This window comes from Curtobacterium sp. MCSS17_006, from assembly GCF_003234215.1.
GTDB lineage: Bacteria > Actinomycetota > Actinomycetes > Actinomycetales > Microbacteriaceae > Curtobacterium > Curtobacterium flaccumfaciens.
This window is the reverse complement of sequence record NZ_QKSO01000007.1, coordinates 47,671-65,841: the sequence shown is the minus strand read 5'-3', so window position 1 is coordinate 65,841 and position 18,171 is coordinate 47,671. Positions and strand designations below refer to the sequence as shown.

Sequence of the window (18,171 nt, the reverse complement as noted above, 5' to 3'; positions counted from 1 at the left end):
GAGCGTTCACGGCGGCGGCGGAGGAGCCGGCGTCCGCGACCCCCGGAACTGCTCCTAGACTCTCGGCATGGCCAGTGCCCGCGACCGCGTCCTCGACAGCTTCGTCGCCATCGTGTGCGAGGAGGGCGAGCGTCCCGCCACGCTCGACGCCGTCGCCGCGCGCGCCGGTGTCTCGAAGGGCGGCCTGCTCTACCACTTCGGCTCCAAGGCCGCGCTGGTCGAGGGGCTCTGTGAACGCCTGTCCGACCTGTCCGCGATCGACGTCGAGCGCATGCAGGACGCCGAGGACGGTGCCGCGCGCTACTTCGTCCGCAACTGCCTGTTCGTCGGCAGCGAGCTGGACCTCGCCCTGCTCGCCGCGAGCCGCCTGCAGCAGGCCGGCTACGAAGAGGCCGGACGTACCCTCGACGACACCGAGAACGCCTGGCTCGCGACCCTCGTCGACGCCCTCGGCGACGAGCCGACCGCGCAGGCCGTCAAGCTCCTCGGCGACGGGCTGTACCACCAGGCCTCACTCGGTGCCGCGAGCGAGGTGCGACCGAAGCGGGGCAGCGTCGACATGGAGACCCTGCTCACCGTCGTCGACCGTCTGATCGCCACGCGACCCGGAGCGTGAACCGGCACACCCCCGGCTGGGGATAGACTGGGGAACGATCCACTCGTCGACACCCGGAGGTATCCCGTGGGCCGCGTCATCGCCGCTGTTTTCTCGATCCTGCTGCTGCTGGTGTCGATGTACCTGTTCGGGTTCGCCTTCCAGGTCGAGTCGGGCCAGGCCTTCGTCTTCATGGCGGGCGTGCTCCTGATGAGCCTCTCCTTCTTCCTGCCGATCCACGTGTTCGGCAAGCGCTAGCCAGCAAGCACTGATCAGCAAACACAGAACGGCCCCGCACCTCACCGGTGCGGGGCCGTTCTGTGTGGCGTGTCCGGCGCCTCAGACCGGGAGGCGCAGGGACCGCAGCGTCACCGCGGTGCTGATCGCCGCGTGTGCGGCCTCGGCGCCCTTGTCCTCCTTGGAGTCGGGCAGCCCGGCTCGGTCGAGTCCCTGCTGCTCGTCGTCCAGCGTGAGCACGCCGAACCCGACGGGCTTGCCGGTGTCGATCGCGACCTGCGTCAGGCCGCTCGTCGCAGCACCCGAGACGTACTCGAAGTGCGGGGTGCCGCCGCGGATGATGACGCCGAGCGCGACCGCCGCGTCGAAACCGGCCTCGAGCGCGGTCTTCGCGACCACGGGCAGCTCGAAGCTGCCGGGGACGGGGATGACCTCGGCCGTCGCCCCGAGCCGCTCGACCTCACGCTGTGCGCCGGCCAGCAGGCCCGCGGCGATGGTGTCGTGCCACTGTCCGGCGATGACGGCCACCCGGATCCCGGTACCGTCCACCTGGTCGCGGTCCGCCGCGCCTGCTCCGCTCATCGTGTCGTTCCTTCCGTGGGCGCTGCGGTCGCTGCCGCCGCCCGGTCTGCCGCGTCCAGCCACTCGGCGAGCGCGGCGATGGTGATGACGGGCACGCCCTGGCGTGCCCCGAGTGCGACGAGCGCCGGCAGCCGCATCATGCTGCCGTCCTCGTCGACGATCTCGCAGATCGCCGCAGCGGGCCGGAGCCCGGCCGCGGTGACGAGCTCGATCGCTGCTTCGGTGTGCCCGGCGCGCTCGCGGACCCCGCCCGGTCGGGCACGCAGGGGCACCACGTGTCCGGGTCGGTGCAGGTCGTCGCGCACCGAGGTCGGGTCGGCGAGGACCCGCAACGTGCGGGCGCGGTCGTGGGCGCTGATGCCCGTGGTCACGCCGACGGCCGCGTCGACGGTGACCGTGTAGGCCGTGCCGCGGACGTCCTCGTTGTTCGCCACCATCGGCGGCAGGTCGAGGGCATCGGCGATCTCGGTGCTGACCGGCGCGCAGATGAACCCGGACGAGTGCGCCACGGTCCACGCGATCCACTCCGGCGAGGCGAGCTCGGCGGACAGGATGACGTCGCCCTCGTTCTCGCGGTCCTCGTCGTCGACGACGATCACCGGACGACCGGCGGCGATCGACGCGATCGCGGCCTCGATGCTCGACAACCCGAGTGCCTGCGGGACGGCACCGGCCTCGGCGACCATCACCGGGCCTCCGATCCGACGGTCTCGAGCGACTGCGCCGCGGCGTCGAGCCGCAGCATGCGGCGGACGTGCCGTGCCAGGACGTCGGTCTCGACGTTCACCCGGTCACCCGGCACGCGGAGCCCGAGTGTCGTCGCCTCGAGCGTCTCGGGGATCAGGCTCACCTCGAACCAGGCCGCGTCGGGCGCGGTGTCCTCGGGTGAGACCGCGCTGACCGTGAGCGAGACGCCGTCGAGCGCGATCGAGCCCTTGTCGACCACGAGCGGGCTGAGTGCGGGCGCGAGCGAGAACCGCACACGCCGCCAGCCGTCACCGTCGGCCGTCTCGAGCACCGTGGCGGTGCCGTCGATGTGGCCCTGCACGATGTGCCCGCCCAGGCGGTCACCCACCGAGGCGGCGCGCTCGAGGTTCAGGCGGTCCCCCACCCGGAGTGCACCGTGGGCGCTCATGTCGAGGGTCTGCTTCATGACGAAGGCGGTGAAGGTCTCGGGGGTCTGCTCGACGACGGTCAGGCAGACACCACTCGTCGCGATCGAGTCGCCGTGCCGGGCGTCCTGCACGACGACGGGGCCGTGGACGGTGAGCGCGACGGAGTCGCCCTGCTGCTCGACGGCGGTGACGGTGCCGAGTTCCTCGATGATGCCGGTGAACACTGGTGTCCTCTCAACGGGACTCCGGGGGCGTTCGACGATCGTCGGCATCGACGGACGGGTCGCACCCCACGGGTCGTGGGGTCGTCCTGTCCGCCCAGCGCGCCTCCCATCCGGACTTTCACCGTCGGTCCCGGAATCCCACCGGGTCAACCTCTGTCGGGTTCGCACCCGTCATCAGTTCGTGGACTGTCACCACCGGCTCGGAATTACACCGACCCCGGAGCGCTTGCGTAGTCGGAACGATACCCCAGGCCGCTGACGGCCGCGCCACGGTGGCCGCGCCGTCGTAACCCGGCGTCTCCCCCGGGCGCGGTCAGCACGTGGCACCCGCGGTGTCCGGCGTCCGCGTCCGGCGGCGGGCGTCCGCACTGCGACGATGCACGAGTCGATCGACGAGCGTTCCGTCGGAACATGCACGCGCATCCGATGCGCCGACATGTTCCGACAGGACATCCGTCGATCCTCCGGTGTTCTGTCGTGGAACGCGCACGCCCCTCCGGGCACGGTGACGAGGGGCGCCACGGTGTGACGCCCCTCGATCACCCGCCGGTCAGTGCCGGCGACGGAGCACGAGCGTGCCCGCTCCGGCGAGGAGCAGCAGGAGCGCGAACCCGGCGGGCAGGACCGGCGAGCCGGCTCCCGTGTAGGCGAGCTCCGGCTGGCCGTCACCGGCCGCGGCTGCTACCGCGACGGTCCCGGCGCTGGTGCGGACCCCGCTGGTGGCAGCGGTCGTGGTGGTCACCACACCCGCAGTGGAGGCCCGGGTCGGCTCGACGACGTCGACCACGCCCACCGGGATGGTCACCGTACCGGGCGTGGTGCCGGTGTCGATGCCCGTCCCGTCGGTGGGGACGGTGCCCGGGTCGGTACCGGGGTCCGTACCGGGGTCGGTGCCCGGGTCGGTGCCGGGGTCCGTGCCAGGGTCGGTGCCGGGGTCCGTGCCCGGGTCCGTCCCGGGGTCGGTCCCGGGGTTCGTGCCGGTGCAGGGGGTGGTGCTGGTGCCGTCACCGACGATGCCGACCCCGTTGCCGCCGATCGTGATCGGCAGGCTGATCACCGGGGTGACCTGGGTGCCGGAGAGCAGGCCGCCGTCGCCGGAGGTCGAACCGCCGGTCGTCGGGGTCGTGGTGCCGGTGGCCGGAGCCGTGGCGCCGCCGGTGCTCGTGCCGTCACCGAGGAGGCCGATGCCGTTGCCACCGATCGTCACCGGGACGTCGACGACCGGGGACACCTGCGTGCCCGAGGCCGTGCCGTCCGAACCCGAGGTCGTACCACCGGCCGTCGGAGCGGTCCCGGTGGCCGGAGCCGTGGCGCCGCCGGTGCTCGTGCCGTCACCGAGGACGCCGATGCCGTTGCCGCCGATCGTCACCGGGACGTCGACCACCGGGGACACCTGCGTGCCCGAAGCCGTGCCGTCCGAACCCGAGGTCGAACCACCGGCCGCCGGAGCGGTCCCGGTACCCGTGCCTGCGGCGGGCACCGTGCCCGTCGCGGTGCCCGACCCGAGCAGCCCGATGCCGTTGTCCGCCACGGTGACCGGGATCGAGACGACCGGGGACACCTGCGTGCCCGAAGCCGTGCCGTCCGAACCCGAGGTCGAACCACCGGCCGCCGGAGCGGTCCCGGTACCCGAACCCGCGGTGGGCGCCGTGCCCGTCGCGGTCCCGTCACCGAGGACGCCGATGCCGTTGCCACCGATGGACACCGGGACGTCGACCAGACCGGTCACCTGGGTGCCGGAGAGCAGTCCGTCGGTGCCCGAGGTGGTGGGCGCCGACGGGGCTTCGGCAGCCGGCGCCGGTGTCGCCGCCGCCGGGGCGGTCGACGTCGAGGTGCCGTCGCCGAGGACGCCGATCCCGTTGCCGGACACCGTCACGGGGACGGTCACGGCCGGAGCGACCTGGGTGCCGGAAGCGGTGCCGTCCTCGCCCGAGGTGCTCGGAGCGGGAGCGGCAGGAGCCGGAGCGGGGGCAGCAGGCGCCGGAGCAGCCGCGGGTGCGGCGGCCGAGACCGCGTCACCGGCGACGGCAACGGCGTTGCCGCCGACCGTCACCGGTGCCGCGACGTCCGGCACCACCTGGGTGCCCGAGAGCGTGCCGTCCTGGCCCGAGGTGCTGGGGGCAGGAGCGGTCGTGGCCGGAGCAGGCGCCGGGGCCGGAGCGGCGGGCGTGGACCCCGTCGCCGTCGACACCGCGTCGCCGAGCACGGCGATCGCGTTGCCGCCGAGGGACACCGGGGCGTCCACGGCCGGGGCCACCTGGGTGCCCGAGACGGTGCCGTCGGCACCGGATGTCGTGGCCGCGTTCGCCGCAGCCGTGCCGCCGAGCGTGAGCCCGCCGACGAAGAGGGCGAACCAGAGCCCTCTGGAGACGTACTTGTTCATGGTCGTACTCCCTGATCGAGATCGTCACCGACCGCGGACGCAGCCGGGATGTGTGCGTGCCTGCCGTGGTGGACAGGCGCACCGATCTCAGTCAGGGGCGACGTCGTGCTCGCCGACGACCGATGCGGGGACCGCGTCGTCGGAGAGCGTGCCGCGAGACCCCGCGGCGAGGGAGACGATGTCGTCGGTCGAGCCGACGATGCCGACGGCTGCTGCGCCACCGGAGGTCGAGGAGGCACTGCCACCGAGCACGCCGACGTCGGCTCCGTCGAACGGGAGCCCGTGGCCCTCGCCGTCCGCGGGGACGAGCAGCGCGTGTCCGCCGAGGGTCGCGTCCTGCGCCTCGACGGCCGTGACGACCGGACCGGCCGTTGCCGTCGTGGCGGCTGCAGCGAGCGGCTCCGAAGGGCGGAGTCCGGCTGCGCGGTCGCCCGGGGCATCGGCGGCGACGACACGCGCCGATGCGGGTGCGGTGGGCACCGTGGCCCCCTGCGGGGCGACGGTTCCGGGCCGGACGGGGGCGTTCGCGTCCGGCACCGACGGGACGGGCCCGGCGGACGGGTTCGAGCCGCCGCCCACCGGGAGCGCGGGGACGTCGACGACGGGGTCCGTGCCTCCTGGCAGGGTGCCGCCGACGGACGGGACGACGCCCTCGACCACGTCGGGGACGGTGCCGACGGTCGTGCCGACCGAGCCGAGCGTGTCGTCGACCAGGCCCGTGACCGGGCCGGTGACGGTGCCGAGGGTGTCGTCGCCGAGAACCGTGCCGACCACCGGGACGCCGCCGACCACGTCGTCGACCGTGTCGACGACGGTGGTCACCGGGCGCGCGTCGGTGACGCGTTCCACGGTGCCGGTGACGGGGCGCAGGACGGTCGCGACGGTGTCGGTGACCGGCCTGGAGGCGCTGCTCACCTGGTCGACGACCTGTCGCACCGGGCGCGTGGCCGGGTGGGCCGCAGGGGCGGAGGTGGTCGGCTGGGCAGCCGGTGTGGTCGCGACCGGAGCGGGGCTCGACGGCGCGGGGGCTGCGGGAGCTGGAGCGGGTGCTGCTGGAGCCGGTGCGGGCGCTGCGACCACCGGAGCAGGTGCCGGAGCGGGAGCAGGTGCGGGGGCCGGAGCGGGCGCGGCAGGTGCAGGTGCAGGTGCCACGGCCTTGCGGACGGGATCCGTCACGCCACCGACGACCTTGCCGACCTCGCCGGTCACGCCCTGCACGGTGCCGCCGACGCCGTCGACGACGCTGCCGACGAGTCCGCGCTGCTCGGTCGGTGCGGCGGAGGTCGTCGCGGCGGAGGCCGGTCGCGCGCCGAGGAGCAGGGACAGCAGCACGAGGGCGGCGAGGGTCCCGACGCCCAGCAGGACGATGCGGAGTGCGGCGCGCCAGGGTGCGCGCAACGGGTGGTCCATGCGCTCACCTCCTGATCTCGGCTGCGCACGTAGAGTGGTTGACCGGCAATGTACGCCGATCCGGTCCGGAGCACACCCTGTTTCGGAAGAAATTCTCAGGAAGGGCCGTCCGTGGTCTCGATCTTCAACGCTCCGACCCGCAACCTGGACATCGTCACGCTGCACGAGATCCTGCGGCTCCGCCAGGACGTCTTCGTCGTCGAGCAGGAAGCCGCGTACGGCGACATCGACGGCCGTGACCTCGAGCCCGGCACCGTGCAGTTCTGGGCCGGCAACGGTTCGGTGGACGCGACGCTCCGCCTGCTCCGCGAGCCCGACGGCACCGAGCGCATCGGCCGGGTCGCCACCGCGAAGCACGCCCGCGGCCAGGGGCTCGGCGCGCAGCTCATGGAGGCCGCGATCGCCGAGTCGCGCTCGCCGAGCATCGCCCTCGGCGCCCAGTCGCACCTGGAGCAGTGGTACGGCCGCTTCGGCTTCGTGCGCTCGGGCGACGAGTACCTGGAGGACCGCATCCCGCACATCCCGATGACCCGGAAGCGCTGACCCGACGGCGCTGTTCCGACCGCTCTGATCAGGGGTTCCGCGCGTCAGGCCCGCCAGCGCCGCAGTTCGTCGAACGAGCGGCCCTGCGTGGCCCGGTCGGCGACGAGGCGTTCGAACACGATGTTCGTCTGCGTCGTCGCCACCGAGGGGTCACCGCTGAGCTCGTCGGCGACGAAGTCCCGGAGCTGCTCGGTCGACTCGCACGCGATGTGCACGAGGAAGTCCTTGTCCCCCGCCAGGAAGGACACGTCCTGCACGACGGGCACCCGCAGCAGGCGCTTGGCGAAGTCCCGCAGTTCGTGGCGGGCCGCTGCGTGCACCCGGACGGACACCATCGCCTCGATCGAGAACCCGAGCCGGGCGACGTCCACCTCGGCCCGGTAGCCGCGGATCACCCCGGCGTCCTCGAGCGCACGGACCCGTGCCAGACAGGTCGACGGCGCGATGCCGACGGCGGCCGCGAGCCGGTTGTTCGGGATCCGGGCGTCGGCCGACAGGGTCCAGAGGATGCGCTCGTCGACCTCGTCGAGGCGCGGAGCGGGGTCGGGGCGACGTGCGGGACGGTCGGACACGCCTCGACGCTACCGCGGCGGCGCGAGCAGGGCGCGGAGGGCGTCCTCGAGCGCCGCCGACACGACGGCGTCGTCGGCGGATGCCAGCGGTTCCACCGCGGTGGACTGTCGGAGCATCGACATCCCGAGCACCACCGCCAGCGCGATCTCGGCACGGACGAGCAGCTCCTCGGAACCAGCGCCGCCGACCGTGCCCGCGAGCCGTTCGGCGTACCGGCGCAGCGTCTCTCGGCGGATGGCATCGGCGCCGTCGTCACCGGAGGACCGGAGCAGGAGCATCAGCTGCAGTGAGTCGTCGTCGGTCGGGGCCCGCACGATGTGCGTGATGATGCCCGTCAGCGCCCGTTCGAGGCCCTGCTCGCTCGTCTCCTCGGCCCCCAGGTCGCGGACGACCCGGTCGAGGCAGGCGCGGAAGAGCCCCTCCTTCGAACCGAAGTACCGGTTGATCAGGGCGACGTTCACTCCAGCGTCCCCGGCGATGTCGCGGACGGTCGTCGCGCGGTACCCGTCGAAGGCGAACCGACGCCGGGCGGCCTGCACGAGCAGGAGTCGGGTGGCCGCGGCGTCCTTGCTCATGGAGCGCAGCCTACCGGTCCTCACAGGGATGTAAGCAAGCGTTGACATGCCCTCTCGAACGCGTACGCTCGTCATGTCAGCAATTGTTTACATCGACGACCACGACGACACGGAGCACGATGACCGACACCATGCAGAGCCCACGCACCGGCTCGCACCCCACCACCGACGGGCGCCGTCCGAACAGCACGGCGATCATCGTCTACCTGTCCCTCGGCGGCCTGTCCTTCGCGGTCCTGCAGTCGCTGGTCGCCCCGGCGCTCTCGACCATCGGGCAGGACCTCGGCGCCTCCACCAGCGCGACGAGCTGGGTGCTCACCGCGTACCTGCTCTCCGCCTCGGTGCTCACGCCGATCCTCGGTCGCCTCGGCGACATGATCGGCAAGCGCAAGGTCCTGATCGTCGTGCTGTCGATCCTGCTCGTCGGCGCCGTGCTCGCCGCCCTCGCCCCGAACCTCGGCGTGCTGATCGTCGGGCGCGCGCTGCAGGGTGCGGCCGGAGCCGTGATGCCGCTGTCGATCGGCATCGTCCGTGACGAGCTGCCGAAGGAGAAGGTCAGCGTCACGATCGGTCTGCTGTCGGCGATCTTCGGCATCGGTGCCGGTGTCGGCATCGTCGCGGCCGGGCCCATCGTCGAGCACCTGTCGTGGCACTGGCTGTTCTGGCTCCCCGCCGTGCTCGTCGTCATCGCACTGCTCGGCGCGGTCTTCGGGATGCCGGAGTCCCCGGTCCGGAAGCCCGGCCGCCTGGACATGGCCGGCACGTTCGTCCTCGCGGTTTCGCTCGTCGCCATCCTGCTCGCCGTCAGCGAGGGCGAGACCTGGGGCTGGGGTGACGGCAAGACCATCGGTCTGCTGGTCCTCGGCGCCGTCGCACTGGTCGTGTTCGTCCTGGTCGAGCTCCGGGTCGCCGAGCCGCTCATCGACGTCCGGCTCTTCGCGGTCCGTGGCGTCTGGACCGCCCACGTCGTCGCACTCGTCTTCGGGTTCGCGATGTTCGGCACCTTCGTCCTCGTGCCGACGCTGCTGCAGCTCCCGACGGCGCTCGGCTACGGCTTCGGCAAGGACGTCACGCAGGCCGGTCTCTTCCTGCTGCCGACCGTCGTGATGATGGTCGTCGCCGGGCCCATCGCGGGCATCCTGGTGCGCAAGGTCGGCCCGAAGCCGCCGATGCTCATCGGCGGGTTCGCCATCGTCGCCGCGTTCGTGCTGCCGGCGATCGCACACGCCGAGCTGTGGCAGGTGGTGGCCTCCGGCGTCCTGACCGGCATCGGCATCGGCATGGCCCTCGCCGCCTGCTCGAACGCGATCATCGAGAGCGTCCCCGCGAACCAGACCGGTGAGGCCATCAGCGCCAACACGGTCGTCCGGACCATCGGCTCGAGCGTCGGCACCGCAGTCATCGCCGCGCTGATCACCTCGCACAGCACGCCGCAGGGACTGCCCACCGACGACGCCTTCACCATCGGGTTCTGGGCGTGCACCGGTGTGGCGGTCGTGGCCGTGCTCGCCGCGCTCGCCGCGCCGACCATGCGTGCCCGCCGCGCAGCGGCCGCCGCCCGTGGGATCGACGACCTCGAGGAGGTCGCCGAGTAGGGCCGTGGGCCCGACCACCCGGGAGGCCCGTCCAGCGTCGACGACGCGGGGCGGGCCTCCCGTCCGTTGCACAACCTGGGAACGCACCGGGCGCACGCGAGTCAGCGTGACGATCATCGGACCGGTCGCGTCCTGTCAGGGGACGCGGACCGCCGCGCCCGGACAGGAGACCCCATGAGCAGCACCGACCACGACGACACCACCACTCCCGGACGGCCGTCGTTCCGCGACACCGTGACCGCCGGACTCGTGCAGAAGGCCCTCGAACCGGTGCTGCGCGCCGTGCGCGAGGAGGTCGCCTCGGCGCGGCGCGAGATCGGCGAGCGCGCGAGCGGTGCGAAGACCGGGCTGGTGCTCACCGGTGTCGCTGTCGGGTTCGCCCTGACGACCCTGGTCGCACTGGCCGGCTTCGCGGTGGCGCTGCTCGCCCTCGCGCTGCCGCTGTGGGCGGCGACCGGGATCACCTTCGTCGTGTTCGCGATCGTGACCGCGATCCTGTTCGTCGTCGGCCTGCGCGGGATCCGGCGGGGTGTGCCGCCGGTGCCGAAGGACACGATCCAGGCGGCGAAGCAGCGGGTGACGCACGCGGCGGGCGCCCCGACGGACAGCGCCGCCCGCGACTGACGGACCGGACGGACCGGCTGCGGGGCCGCGTCCGCCAGCGCGGGCTCCGCTACATCGCCAGGGTCATGCCGACCACGGCGACGGTCATCGCGAAGACCTCGCCGCTGCGGACGGCCCGCCGGTCCTCGCGGCCCCACTCGTACCGGAGCAGCCAGCCGCTGAACGCGCAGTAGCCGATCACGCCGGCGCCGAGGACCGCGGACAGTGCGATGCCGTGCCCCGCGTGGTCGCCGGCGACACCCGAGGCGTGGCCCATCAGCAGCATCCCCGCCATCACGACGGCGGAGAGCGCGCGGTGGACGTCCATCGGCTCCGCGCGGCGACCGTCGGCGCGGCGGCGACGCATCACGGGCAACGGCGCGAGCAGGAGCAGGAGGGTCGCGGCGAACAGCGTCCACACCGCTCCGGCGTCGACGACGGGCATCAGCATCGCGACGAGCATCACGCCCGCCGGCACGATCACGCCCGGGCGCGGTCGGTAGCGGTCACCGACGATGCAGCACACGGACGCGAACTGCGGCACGACGAGCATGGCGTCGGCGACGGTCTCGTGCACGTGGGGCGTCCTCGGTGCGGCGGAGTGGTGCGGGGTGGGGTCAGTCCTCGGCGCGGGCAGCGGCCTTGGCGGCGCGCTCCTGCTTCACGCGGGCGTTCTCCGCGTGGACGGCGGCCTGCGTCGCACGCTCGCGGACGAGCCACTCGGGCTTCTGCTCGAGCAGCGTCTTGATGTCCGCCGTCGTCAGGGCGTCGTCGATCCCCGCACGGCTCAGGCCGGAGATGGAGATGCCGAGCTTCTGCGCCACGACGGGTCGCGGGTGCGGGCCGTCGCGTCGGAGGTCCTCGAGCCAGGTCGGGGGTTCGGTGCGGAGCTCGTCGAAGGCGGTCCGCGTGAGGGGAGCGCTCTGGAAGGACTCCGGAGCCGCCGTCAGCAAGATGCCGAGCTTCTTTGCAGCCGTCTCGGGCTTCATGGTCTGTTCCTGCGCCATGAGGACAAGGGTACGGCCCCTATGCTCGTCTGCATGACCGCGGCTCTCACCATCGCCTTCGTGCCGGGGGTCTCCCCCGCAAAGTGGGCCCGTGTCTGGCGGGAACGCTTCCCCTCCATCGAGCTCCGGCTGCGGCCGATCGGCGCCGACGACGTCGACGACACGCTGGCCGGCGAGGCCGACATGGTCTTCGCACGCATGCCCGTGTCCGAGCAGCACAACGCCATCCCGCTCTGGACCGAGACGGCCGTCGTCGCGATGCCCAAGGACTCCCCCCTCGCTGAACTCGCCGAGGTCGACCTCGCCGACGCCGAGGTCCACGTGATCGACGCCGGCCCGGTGCCGGCCGACATCGACGGATCGCTCGACCTGGTCGAGGCGAACGTCGGCGTCGTCGTGCTCCCCCAGTCGCTGTTCCGCGCCGCCAGCCGCAAGGACCTGGTCGGTCGTCCGCTCATGGACGCCGAGGGCACGCGCATCGCGCTGGTCTGGCGGGACGAGGACGCCACCGAGACCACCGAGGAGTTCATCGGCGTTGTGCGCGGGCGGACCGCCAACAGTTCGCGCCAGCCAGGAGGCCCGGATCGCGACGCCGACGACGACTCGCGTCCGGCTCGTGGCAGCGCCAAGGCCGGGTCGGGTGCCAAGGGTGCGTCCGGCGGGTCGGGTGGGTCCGGCGGGTCGGGTGCGTCGGGTTCCAAGGGCGGCGCCGCGGGCGCCGGCGGCAAGGCCAAGGCGAAGTCGCCCGGCAGCGGTAAGTCCGGCGCCGGCAAGAAGTCGAACACCGGCAAGGGGCCGACACCCGGACGCGGCAAGATGCGCGGTAAGCCGAGCCGGGGTTCCAAGGGCAACCGATGACGGACACGCGGCTGGCACTGATGCCGGCCACGCGCCTCCCGGCCTGGCTCCAGCGCACGATGGCCGAGTACGTCGAGTCGCGGATGCAGGCGGGCGAGACCCGCGAGCAGGCCGAGGCGAACGAGCAGCAGTCACGGGACCGCTGGTTCCCGGGCGGGTCCCCCGCCGACGGGCACCTCGTGTGGGACGTCACCGACCAGGACGACACCGTCATCGGGTACCTGTGGATCGGACCGCTCACGCCGGGCAGCACCGACTGGTGGGTGTTCAACGTCGAGATCGACGAGGCACACCGGCGCCGCGGGCACGCACGGCGGGCGCTCGAGCTCGGGCACCGCGCCGCCGCCGAGAACGGCGCGACGAGCATTGGGCTGAACGTGTTCGGCTACAACACCGGGGCGCAGGAGCTCTACGCGGCGCTCGGGTACCAGGTGACGTCGGCGCAGATGCGGAAGCCGCTGGTCTAGCGCAGGACGGCTGCGGCGGCCCGGGTCACCCTCGCGCCGCGCGACTCCTCGGCTGCTGCGCGGGCCCGGGTGACGACGACGGCGTCGGCGCGCTCGGCCGATCCGTGGTCGAACGGCGGTTGCGGGTCGTACTCGATCTGCAACTGGATCGCCTCGGCAGCGGGCTGTCCAGCGAGCTCGGCGGCGAGCCACAGCGCCATGTCGATGCCCGCGCTCACCCCGGCGGCGGTGACGACGGCACCGTCCCGGACGATCCGGGCGTCCACCGGCTGCGCGCCGAAGGCCTCGAGCATCGGCTTCGAGGCCCAGTGGGTGGTCGCGCGTCTGCCGGCGAGCAGCCCGGCGGCGCCGAGCACGAAGGCGCCGGTGCACACCGAGGTGATCCACGTCGCGTGCTCGGCCTGGCGCCGCACGAAGGCCACGACGTCCGGGTCGAGCATCGCGTCGAAGGCACCGTCCCCACCGGGCACCACGAGCACGTCCGCGGGGCCTGCATCCCTGATCGTCACGGTGGGGACGAGCGCCAAGCCGCAGTCGCTCGGCACCGGGTCGAGCGTCGCCGCGACGTACTCGACGCGTGCGCCGGGCACGCAGCTGAGGACCTGCGCCGGACCGGTCAGGTCGAGCTGGGTCAGGTGCGGGAACAGCAGGAACGCGATCCGGATGTCGTCGGCCATGTCGTGACCATAGTCCCGGCGTTCTCGTTCTCGTGCCTGCTCGTGTCCGTGGGCGGGGCTCGGCTCGGCTGGGCTCGCCTGTCAGTTCCAGACGCCGGAGGTCCCGCGCCGGTGGCTGCCCATCAGGTGGGTGTCGACGATGCCGAGCGCTTCCATCAGGGCGTACATCGTCGTCGGTCCGACGAAGGCGAAGCCGCGCTTCCGCAGCGCCTTCGACAGAGCGAGGGATTCATCCGACTTCGTCGGGACCTCGGCGAACGACCGTGGCTCGGGGGTGGTCGTCGGCCGGAACGACCACACGGAGTCGGCGAGCCCGCCGTCCTGCCGCAGGGCGATCGTGGCGTTCGCGTTGGTGATCGTCGCGAGGATCTTCGCGCGGTTCCGGACGATCCCGGCGTCGGCCATCAGGCGTGCGACGTCGTCCTCGCCGAAGGCCGCAACGGTGTCGGCGTCGAAGTCCGCGAAGGCGGCCCGGAACGCCGGTCGTTTGGCGAGGATCGTGCGCCACGACAGACCGGACTGGAACGCCTCGAGCGAGAGCCGCTCGAACACCCCGCGTTCGTCGCGGACGGGCATGCCCCACTCGGTGTCGTAGTAGTCGCGCAGGAGCTCGTCCGACGACGCCCAGACCGGCCGGGCGAGGCCGTCGTCGCCGGTGACGAGGTCGGGCACGGGTGGGGCGTCGACGGGCTCGGTGCTCATACGACCATCCTGGCGGGCGCCGCCGACAGCCGATCACTCACTCGGCGGGCGGGCCGTCCTGCGTCGCCTGGTCGTCCATCCACACGTACTCCCAGCGGTGTCCGTCCGGATCGGTGAAGCTCCGCTGGTACATGAAGCCGAGGTCCATCTCCGGGCGGTCCTCGGTGCCGCCGGCAGCAACCGCGGCGTCGACGATGCGGTGGACGTCCTCCTTCGACGGGGCGCTGAGCGAGTTGATGACCTCGATCGTGTCGGTGTCGGCGATCGTCTTGTCCGTGAACTCGGCGAACTTCGCCGTCGTCAGGATCATCAAGTAGATCGTGTCGGACACCACCACGCACGCCGCGGTGTCGTCGCTGAAGGCCGGGTTGATCGAGTACCCGAGCGCCTCGTAGAACGCCTTCGAGCGCTCGAGGTCCGTGACGGGCAGGTTGATGAAGACCATCGTGTCCATGGCGGTTCCTTTCGTCACGCTCAACCTGGACCCACCCGGTCCAGCGCGCAACCGTTTCGTGGGGGAACCAACCGGTACACAATATGCTGGTCGGATGCGGGCGTACGTGGACGAGTCAGAACCCGGTGGTGGACGGGACCACACCGCGTACGTCCTCGCTGCGGTGATCATCTCAGTCTCGATCAGCGACGCCGCGCGTGCTGACGTCCGAGCGGCGACTCCGAGGCGGATGCGGAAGCTGCACTGGTACGAGGCGCTGCCGAGCCAGCGCATCTCGTGGCTCGATCTCCTCCGGCATGCGGTGGCCGTCATCGTGGTCCGGTACGACGGCGCCGTGGCACGGACGGAACGTCGGCGAAGACGGTGCATCGAACGCCTCGTGCACGAACTCGAGCTGCGAAAGGTCGGGCACGTGGTCCTCGAGACACGCGGACCCGCCCGGGACAAGGATGACCGAGCGATGTTCGATGCGCTCCGCGATCGTGGAGTCGGTCACGGAGTGCGGTTCGAGCACCTCAACCCCTCCGAGGAGCCGCTCCTCGCGTTGGCCGACATCGCCTGCGGGGCTCATGTTGCCGGCCTCGCCGGAGATCACGGACTGTCGAGCCCGATCCTGGTCTCCTGACGGAAGCCCCCGAAAGCGCAAATCCTCGGGCCCGCGCTGGCTGCAGGACATCCGAGGATCACTTTCGACCGAGCAGCACCCGATCGACATATCAATGCTACCCGCAACGCCCGGCCCCGGTCAAGGCGCCGGCCGCCGCGGCCGGAAACGACGAAGTCGCTGTCGTCCGACAGCGACTTCGTCATTCTGCGTCTGGCCGGGGACGCCCGACCCGAGCGACCTCAGGCCAGCTCGCGCCCCTCGCCCGCGGCACGCTGGTGCGACTCGGCCTCGGCCTGGCCGATGATGTCCTCGGCGGGCACCGGGTTCAGGCGGTCCCAGAGGAAGAACAGGCCGCCGCCGACGAGCAGCGAGATCCCGACCCACAGGTTGATGTGGATCCCGCCGGTCTTCTCGGGGTCGGTGTTCCAGTGCACGATCCCGACGATGGTCGTGATCACGCCGTAGAGCACGAACAGGCCGCCGAGGATGCGGCGCAGGTCGAGTCGGCGGGTGGAACGGACGAGGGCTGCCTTCTGCTCCTCGGTCATCGCGCCGGGGGTGGTGGTGTCACTCATGAGAAGTGGTCTCCTTCGCGGATCAGAGGAACGGGAGGTAGAGGACGACGCACAGGACGAGCGCGACGGTGCCGAGCAGGGCGGGCGAGCGGTACCAGGCGGTGTCCGTCGCGACCGAGTCGCCGTGCAGGTCGATCTTGCCCACGCCGTAGACGAGTCCACCGAGCTCCTTCTCGTCCTTCGGCTTGGTGAGCATCGAGACGACGAAGCCGACGACCAGCACGGTGACGAACGAGATGATCGCGCCGTACAGGGTCTCCGCGGTCGCGGTGGCGAACAGGTCCGGGTTGACCAGGTAGGCGATCCAGGTGATCGTCGGGGTCACGATGCCGAGGACGTAGCCCCAGAGCGCACCCTGCGTCGTCATGCGCTTCCACAGCAGGCCGAGGATGAACACGGCGAACAGGGGTGCGTTGAAGAACGAGAACAGCGTCTGCATGTACGTCATGATGTTCGACGCCTGGGCCGCGATGAACGCGGTTGCGATGCCGACCACGACGCCGACGACGGTGACCCAGCGGCCGGTCTTCAGGTAGTGCAGGTCGGGCATGTTCGGGCGGATGTAGCGCTGCCAGATGTCGTAGGTGAAGACGGTGTTGAACGACGAGACGTTCGCCGCCATGCCGGCCATGAAGGACGCCAGCAGACCGGTCACCGCGATGCCGAGCACACCGGTCGGCAGGTACATCTGGATGAGCTTCGGGATCGCGTCGTTGTAGGTCAGCGTGCCGTCGGCGAACTGGTTGCCCACGACGGCCGCGGCGATGAGGCCCGGGATCACGACGATGGCCGGGATGAAGAGCTTCGGGATCGCGGCGATGAGCGGGGTGCGGCGGGCCGCGGACATGTTCTTCGCCGAGAACGCGCGCTGCACCTCGGTGAAGTTCGTGGTCCAGTAGCCGAAGCCGAGCACGAAGCCCAGGCCGAGCACGATTGCGAGCCAGTTGGCGCCGATCGGGTTGGTGACGTCACCGAAGCCGGTGCCGGCCCAGGCCTGCAGGTGCTGCACGCCCTGGGTCTCGGTGATGGCCTTCGACAGGCCGTCCCAGCCGCCGACGCGGTGCAGACCGACGATCGTCAGCGGGATGAGCCCGGCGATGATCACGAAGAACTGCATGACCTCGTTGTAGATCGCGCTCGAGAGCCCGCCGAGGGTGATGTAGACGAGCACGAAGCCGGCGGAGACGATGATCGCCAGCCACTCCGGCCAGCCGAGCATGGCCTCGATGACGATGGCCATCGCGTAGAGGTTGATGCCCGCGATGAGCACGTTCGACACCGCGAACGCGATCGCGTTCACCAGGTGCGGCGCCTTGCCGAAGCGGCGCAGCATGAACTCCGGCACGGAGCGGACCTTCGAGCCGTAGTAGAACGGCATCATCACGAGGCCGAGGAACACCATCGCGGGCACGGCGCCGACGAGGTAGTAGTGCAGGGTGGCCATGCCGATCTGGGCACCGTTGGCCGCCATGCCGAGGATCTCGGTGGCGCCGAGGTTCGCGGACACGAACGCCAGGCCCGTGATCCACGCCGGCATCGAGCGGCCGGACAGGAAGAAGTCCATGCTCGTCCGGACCTGCTTGCGGGCGGTGAACCCGATCCCGATGACGACCGCGAAGTACACGATGATCATCAGGTAGTCGACCCAGCCCAAGTCGAGCCGGATCCCTTCGTTCGCTGCAGCGAGAACCATTCACATCTCCACGTCAGTGTGTTGCAGTCGACAACTCTGCCGACCCGGACGGAGACGCTACACCGATTGTGACCGTTCACATAGCCAGCGCATGCATCGTCCGAGCCGCGCAGCGCGCCCCCGGTTCGCTACGCTCGGCCCATGACCGACGCGTCGCGCATCCTCGTCCTCAACGGCCCGAACCTCGACATCCTCGGGCGCCGCGACCCGGAGCAGTACGGCACCGTGACGCTCGCCGAGATCGAGGCGATCGTGCACACCGAGGCGGCCGTGCACGGGCTCGAGGCCGACTTCCGCCAGACGAACCGCGAGGGCGAGCTGGTCGAGTGGCTGCACGAGGCCCTCGACGACTTCGCCGCGGTCGTCATCAACCCCGCCGCCTACGCGCACACCTCGGTCGCGCTGCACGACGCGGTGGAGGCCCTGTGGGTCCCCGTCGTCGAGGTGCACCTGTCGAACACGTGGAAGCGCGAGCCGTTCCGCCACGTCGACCACGTCGCCACCGCCGCGACGGCGGTCATCGCCGGCGCGGGCGCCGATGGCTACCGCCTGGCGGTCGCGCACGTCGCGTCCCTGCTCGGCTGAGCCAACGACCGGACGGGAGGCCCGTGGCGGCGTCGCCACGGGCCTCCCGTCCGCCATCTGGTCACGCTGGGTCGCGCCCGTTCCTTCCCATGGCACGCGCGATGCCAGGTG

At 71.6% G+C, this 18,171-nt stretch carries 23 protein-coding genes and 1 riboswitch; of the genes, 9 read left to right on the top strand and 14 right to left on the bottom strand.

Annotated features, from left to right (window positions below):
- Window positions 1-67 precede the first annotated feature (67 nt).
- Entirely contained in the window at window positions 68-616 is a 549-nt protein-coding gene (locus DEJ21_RS08565; protein ID WP_071406283.1) for a TetR/AcrR family transcriptional regulator, read from the top strand.
- Window positions 617-682: 66 nt separating this feature from the next.
- Complete coding sequence (locus DEJ21_RS18220; RefSeq protein WP_017888559.1) at window positions 683-853, top strand: hypothetical protein; 171 nt, start codon at window positions 683-685, stop codon at window positions 851-853.
- 81 nt (window positions 854-934) lie between these two features.
- On the opposite strand, the gene ribH is transcribed toward DEJ21_RS18220, so the two are convergent.
- The 5 genes from ribH to DEJ21_RS18215 form a co-directional block, all read right to left on the bottom strand.
- Window positions 935-1,414 (bottom strand): 6,7-dimethyl-8-ribityllumazine synthase, encoded by a 480-nt coding sequence (gene ribH, locus DEJ21_RS08560; RefSeq protein WP_071406282.1) that lies wholly within the window; start codon window positions 1,412-1,414, stop codon window positions 935-937.
- Window positions 1,411-2,100 carry a 3,4-dihydroxy-2-butanone-4-phosphate synthase gene (gene ribB / locus DEJ21_RS08555; RefSeq protein WP_111224331.1) on the bottom strand — a complete coding sequence of 230 codons (690 nt, stop codon included), beginning with the start codon at window positions 2,098-2,100 and terminating at the stop codon, window positions 1,411-1,413. Before ribB ends, ribH begins: the two co-directional genes overlap by 4 nt.
- A complete protein-coding gene (locus DEJ21_RS08550) occupies window positions 2,100-2,753 on the bottom strand; it encodes a riboflavin synthase (protein WP_071247477.1) in 654 nt (217 codons plus the stop codon). The genes ribB and DEJ21_RS08550 overlap by 1 nt, the downstream gene beginning before the upstream one ends.
- A gap of 94 nt (window positions 2,754-2,847) precedes the next feature.
- A riboswitch (FMN riboswitch) is annotated at window positions 2,848-2,982 on the bottom strand.
- Between the two features lie 321 nt (window positions 2,983-3,303).
- A complete protein-coding gene (locus tag DEJ21_RS08545) occupies window positions 3,304-5,136 on the bottom strand; it encodes a hypothetical protein (protein ID WP_111224330.1) in 1,833 nt (610 codons plus the stop codon).
- 87 nt (window positions 5,137-5,223) lie between these two features.
- Window positions 5,224-6,546: a hypothetical protein gene (locus DEJ21_RS18215; protein ID WP_181435835.1), complete on the bottom strand. Its 1,323-nt coding sequence runs from the start codon at window positions 6,544-6,546 to the stop codon at window positions 5,224-5,226.
- A gap of 111 nt (window positions 6,547-6,657) precedes the next feature.
- Between DEJ21_RS18215 and DEJ21_RS08535 the strand changes: the two genes are divergently transcribed.
- Window positions 6,658-7,089: a GNAT family N-acetyltransferase gene (locus DEJ21_RS08535; protein WP_027466313.1), complete on the top strand. Its 432-nt coding sequence runs from the start codon at window positions 6,658-6,660 to the stop codon at window positions 7,087-7,089.
- A 44-nt stretch (window positions 7,090-7,133) separates the two neighbouring features.
- Here the strand turns inward: DEJ21_RS08535 and DEJ21_RS08530 are convergent, their stop codons facing one another.
- Together DEJ21_RS08530 and DEJ21_RS08525 are read right to left on the bottom strand one after the other, a co-directional pair.
- A complete protein-coding gene (locus DEJ21_RS08530) occupies window positions 7,134-7,661 on the bottom strand; it encodes an Lrp/AsnC family transcriptional regulator (protein WP_027466312.1) in 528 nt (175 codons plus the stop codon).
- A gap of 9 nt (window positions 7,662-7,670) precedes the next feature.
- Entirely contained in the window at window positions 7,671-8,237 is a 567-nt protein-coding gene (locus DEJ21_RS08525) for a TetR/AcrR family transcriptional regulator (RefSeq protein ID WP_111022213.1), read from the bottom strand.
- A 119-nt stretch (window positions 8,238-8,356) separates the two neighbouring features.
- Here DEJ21_RS08525 and DEJ21_RS08520 point away from each other — a divergent pair, with 119 nt between their 5' ends.
- Entirely contained in the window at window positions 8,357-9,832 is a 1,476-nt protein-coding gene (locus DEJ21_RS08520; protein WP_111224329.1) for an MFS transporter, read from the top strand.
- 174 nt (window positions 9,833-10,006) lie between these two features.
- On the top strand, window positions 10,007-10,456 hold the full coding sequence (locus DEJ21_RS08515; protein ID WP_111224328.1) for a phage holin family protein: 450 nt from the start codon (window positions 10,007-10,009) through the stop codon (window positions 10,454-10,456).
- A 49-nt stretch (window positions 10,457-10,505) separates the two neighbouring features.
- On the opposite strand, the gene DEJ21_RS08510 is transcribed toward DEJ21_RS08515, so the two are convergent.
- Entirely contained in the window at window positions 10,506-11,012 is a 507-nt protein-coding gene (locus DEJ21_RS08510; RefSeq protein ID WP_017888550.1) for a hypothetical protein, read from the bottom strand.
- Between the two features lie 40 nt (window positions 11,013-11,052).
- Window positions 11,053-11,442, bottom strand: a complete 390-nt coding sequence (locus tag DEJ21_RS08505; protein WP_017888549.1) for a DUF5997 family protein — start codon at window positions 11,440-11,442, stop codon at window positions 11,053-11,055.
- Window positions 11,443-11,475: 33 nt separating this feature from the next.
- Between DEJ21_RS08505 and DEJ21_RS08500 the strand changes: the two genes are divergently transcribed.
- Both DEJ21_RS08500 and DEJ21_RS08495 read left to right on the top strand, forming a co-directional pair.
- On the top strand, window positions 11,476-12,300 hold the full coding sequence (locus DEJ21_RS08500) for a LysR family transcriptional regulator substrate-binding protein (protein WP_220036565.1): 825 nt from the start codon (window positions 11,476-11,478) through the stop codon (window positions 12,298-12,300).
- A complete protein-coding gene (locus DEJ21_RS08495) occupies window positions 12,297-12,767 on the top strand; it encodes a GNAT family N-acetyltransferase (RefSeq protein ID WP_111224326.1) in 471 nt (156 codons plus the stop codon). Before DEJ21_RS08500 ends, DEJ21_RS08495 begins: the two co-directional genes overlap by 4 nt.
- On the opposite strand, the gene DEJ21_RS08490 is transcribed toward DEJ21_RS08495, so the two are convergent.
- The 3 genes from DEJ21_RS08490 to DEJ21_RS08480 all read right to left on the bottom strand — a co-directional run bounded on the left by DEJ21_RS08490 (window position 12,764) and on the right by DEJ21_RS08480 (window position 14,600).
- The gene (locus DEJ21_RS08490; RefSeq protein ID WP_111224325.1) at window positions 12,764-13,444 is read right to left on the bottom strand and encodes a DJ-1/PfpI family protein; all 681 of its coding nucleotides are present in this window, start codon (window positions 13,442-13,444) and stop codon (window positions 12,764-12,766) included. The genes DEJ21_RS08495 and DEJ21_RS08490 overlap by 4 nt on opposite strands.
- A gap of 81 nt (window positions 13,445-13,525) precedes the next feature.
- A complete protein-coding gene (locus tag DEJ21_RS08485) occupies window positions 13,526-14,146 on the bottom strand; it encodes a DNA-3-methyladenine glycosylase I (protein ID WP_111224324.1) in 621 nt (206 codons plus the stop codon).
- Between the two features lie 37 nt (window positions 14,147-14,183).
- On the bottom strand, window positions 14,184-14,600 hold the full coding sequence (locus tag DEJ21_RS08480) for a VOC family protein (RefSeq protein ID WP_111224323.1): 417 nt from the start codon (window positions 14,598-14,600) through the stop codon (window positions 14,184-14,186).
- A 94-nt stretch (window positions 14,601-14,694) separates the two neighbouring features.
- Between DEJ21_RS08480 and DEJ21_RS08475 the strand changes: the two genes are divergently transcribed.
- Window positions 14,695-15,225: a DUF3800 domain-containing protein gene (locus DEJ21_RS08475; RefSeq protein ID WP_111038136.1), complete on the top strand. Its 531-nt coding sequence runs from the start codon at window positions 14,695-14,697 to the stop codon at window positions 15,223-15,225.
- A gap of 221 nt (window positions 15,226-15,446) precedes the next feature.
- On the opposite strand, the gene DEJ21_RS08470 is transcribed toward DEJ21_RS08475, so the two are convergent.
- Entirely contained in the window at window positions 15,447-15,782 is a 336-nt protein-coding gene (locus DEJ21_RS08470) for a hypothetical protein (protein ID WP_027466303.1), read from the bottom strand.
- A 22-nt stretch (window positions 15,783-15,804) separates the two neighbouring features.
- A complete protein-coding gene (locus DEJ21_RS08465) occupies window positions 15,805-17,475 on the bottom strand; it encodes a sodium:solute symporter family protein (RefSeq protein WP_071405106.1) in 1,671 nt (556 codons plus the stop codon).
- Window positions 17,476-17,616: 141 nt separating this feature from the next.
- On the opposite strand from DEJ21_RS08465, the gene aroQ reads away from it, so the two are divergent.
- A complete protein-coding gene (gene aroQ, locus DEJ21_RS08460; RefSeq protein WP_027466301.1) occupies window positions 17,617-18,060 on the top strand; it encodes a type II 3-dehydroquinate dehydratase in 444 nt (147 codons plus the stop codon).
- Window positions 18,061-18,171 lie beyond the last annotated feature (111 nt).

What these genes read in the sequence shown, in the direction of transcription:
- DEJ21_RS08545 (WP_111224330.1), bottom strand. Translation starts at nt 5,136, where the DNA reads ATGAACAAGTACGTCTCCAGAGGGCTCTGGTTCGCCCTCTTCGTCGGC.
- DEJ21_RS08520 (WP_111224329.1), top strand. Translation starts at nt 8,357, where the DNA reads ATGACCGACACCATGCAGAGCCCACGCACCGGCTCGCACCCCACCACC.
- DEJ21_RS08480 (WP_111224323.1), bottom strand. Translation starts at nt 14,600, where the DNA reads ATGGACACGATGGTCTTCATCAACCTGCCCGTCACGGACCTCGAGCGC.
- aroQ (WP_027466301.1), top strand. Translation starts at nt 17,617, where the DNA reads ATGACCGACGCGTCGCGCATCCTCGTCCTCAACGGCCCGAACCTCGAC.
- DEJ21_RS08490 (WP_111224325.1), bottom strand. Translation starts at nt 13,444, where the DNA reads ATGGCCGACGACATCCGGATCGCGTTCCTGCTGTTCCCGCACCTGACC.
- DEJ21_RS18215 (WP_181435835.1), bottom strand. Translation starts at nt 6,546, where the DNA reads ATGGACCACCCGTTGCGCGCACCCTGGCGCGCCGCACTCCGCATCGTC.
- DEJ21_RS08475 (WP_111038136.1), top strand. Translation starts at nt 14,695, where the DNA reads ATGCGGGCGTACGTGGACGAGTCAGAACCCGGTGGTGGACGGGACCAC.
- ribH (WP_071406282.1), bottom strand. Translation starts at nt 1,414, where the DNA reads ATGAGCGGAGCAGGCGCGGCGGACCGCGACCAGGTGGACGGTACCGGG.
- DEJ21_RS08505 (WP_017888549.1), bottom strand. Translation starts at nt 11,442, where the DNA reads ATGGCGCAGGAACAGACCATGAAGCCCGAGACGGCTGCAAAGAAGCTC.
- DEJ21_RS08465 (WP_071405106.1), bottom strand. Translation starts at nt 17,475, where the DNA reads ATGGTTCTCGCTGCAGCGAACGAAGGGATCCGGCTCGACTTGGGCTGG.
- DEJ21_RS08495 (WP_111224326.1), top strand. Translation starts at nt 12,297, where the DNA reads ATGACGGACACGCGGCTGGCACTGATGCCGGCCACGCGCCTCCCGGCC.
- DEJ21_RS08500 (WP_220036565.1), top strand. Translation starts at nt 11,476, where the DNA reads ATGACCGCGGCTCTCACCATCGCCTTCGTGCCGGGGGTCTCCCCCGCA.
- DEJ21_RS08515 (WP_111224328.1), top strand. Translation starts at nt 10,007, where the DNA reads ATGAGCAGCACCGACCACGACGACACCACCACTCCCGGACGGCCGTCG.
- DEJ21_RS08525 (WP_111022213.1), bottom strand. Translation starts at nt 8,237, where the DNA reads ATGAGCAAGGACGCCGCGGCCACCCGACTCCTGCTCGTGCAGGCCGCC.
- DEJ21_RS08470 (WP_027466303.1), bottom strand. Translation starts at nt 15,782, where the DNA reads ATGAGTGACACCACCACCCCCGGCGCGATGACCGAGGAGCAGAAGGCA.
- ribB (WP_111224331.1), bottom strand. Translation starts at nt 2,100, where the DNA reads ATGGTCGCCGAGGCCGGTGCCGTCCCGCAGGCACTCGGGTTGTCGAGC.
- DEJ21_RS08485 (WP_111224324.1), bottom strand. Translation starts at nt 14,146, where the DNA reads ATGAGCACCGAGCCCGTCGACGCCCCACCCGTGCCCGACCTCGTCACC.
- DEJ21_RS08565 (WP_071406283.1), top strand. Translation starts at nt 68, where the DNA reads ATGGCCAGTGCCCGCGACCGCGTCCTCGACAGCTTCGTCGCCATCGTG.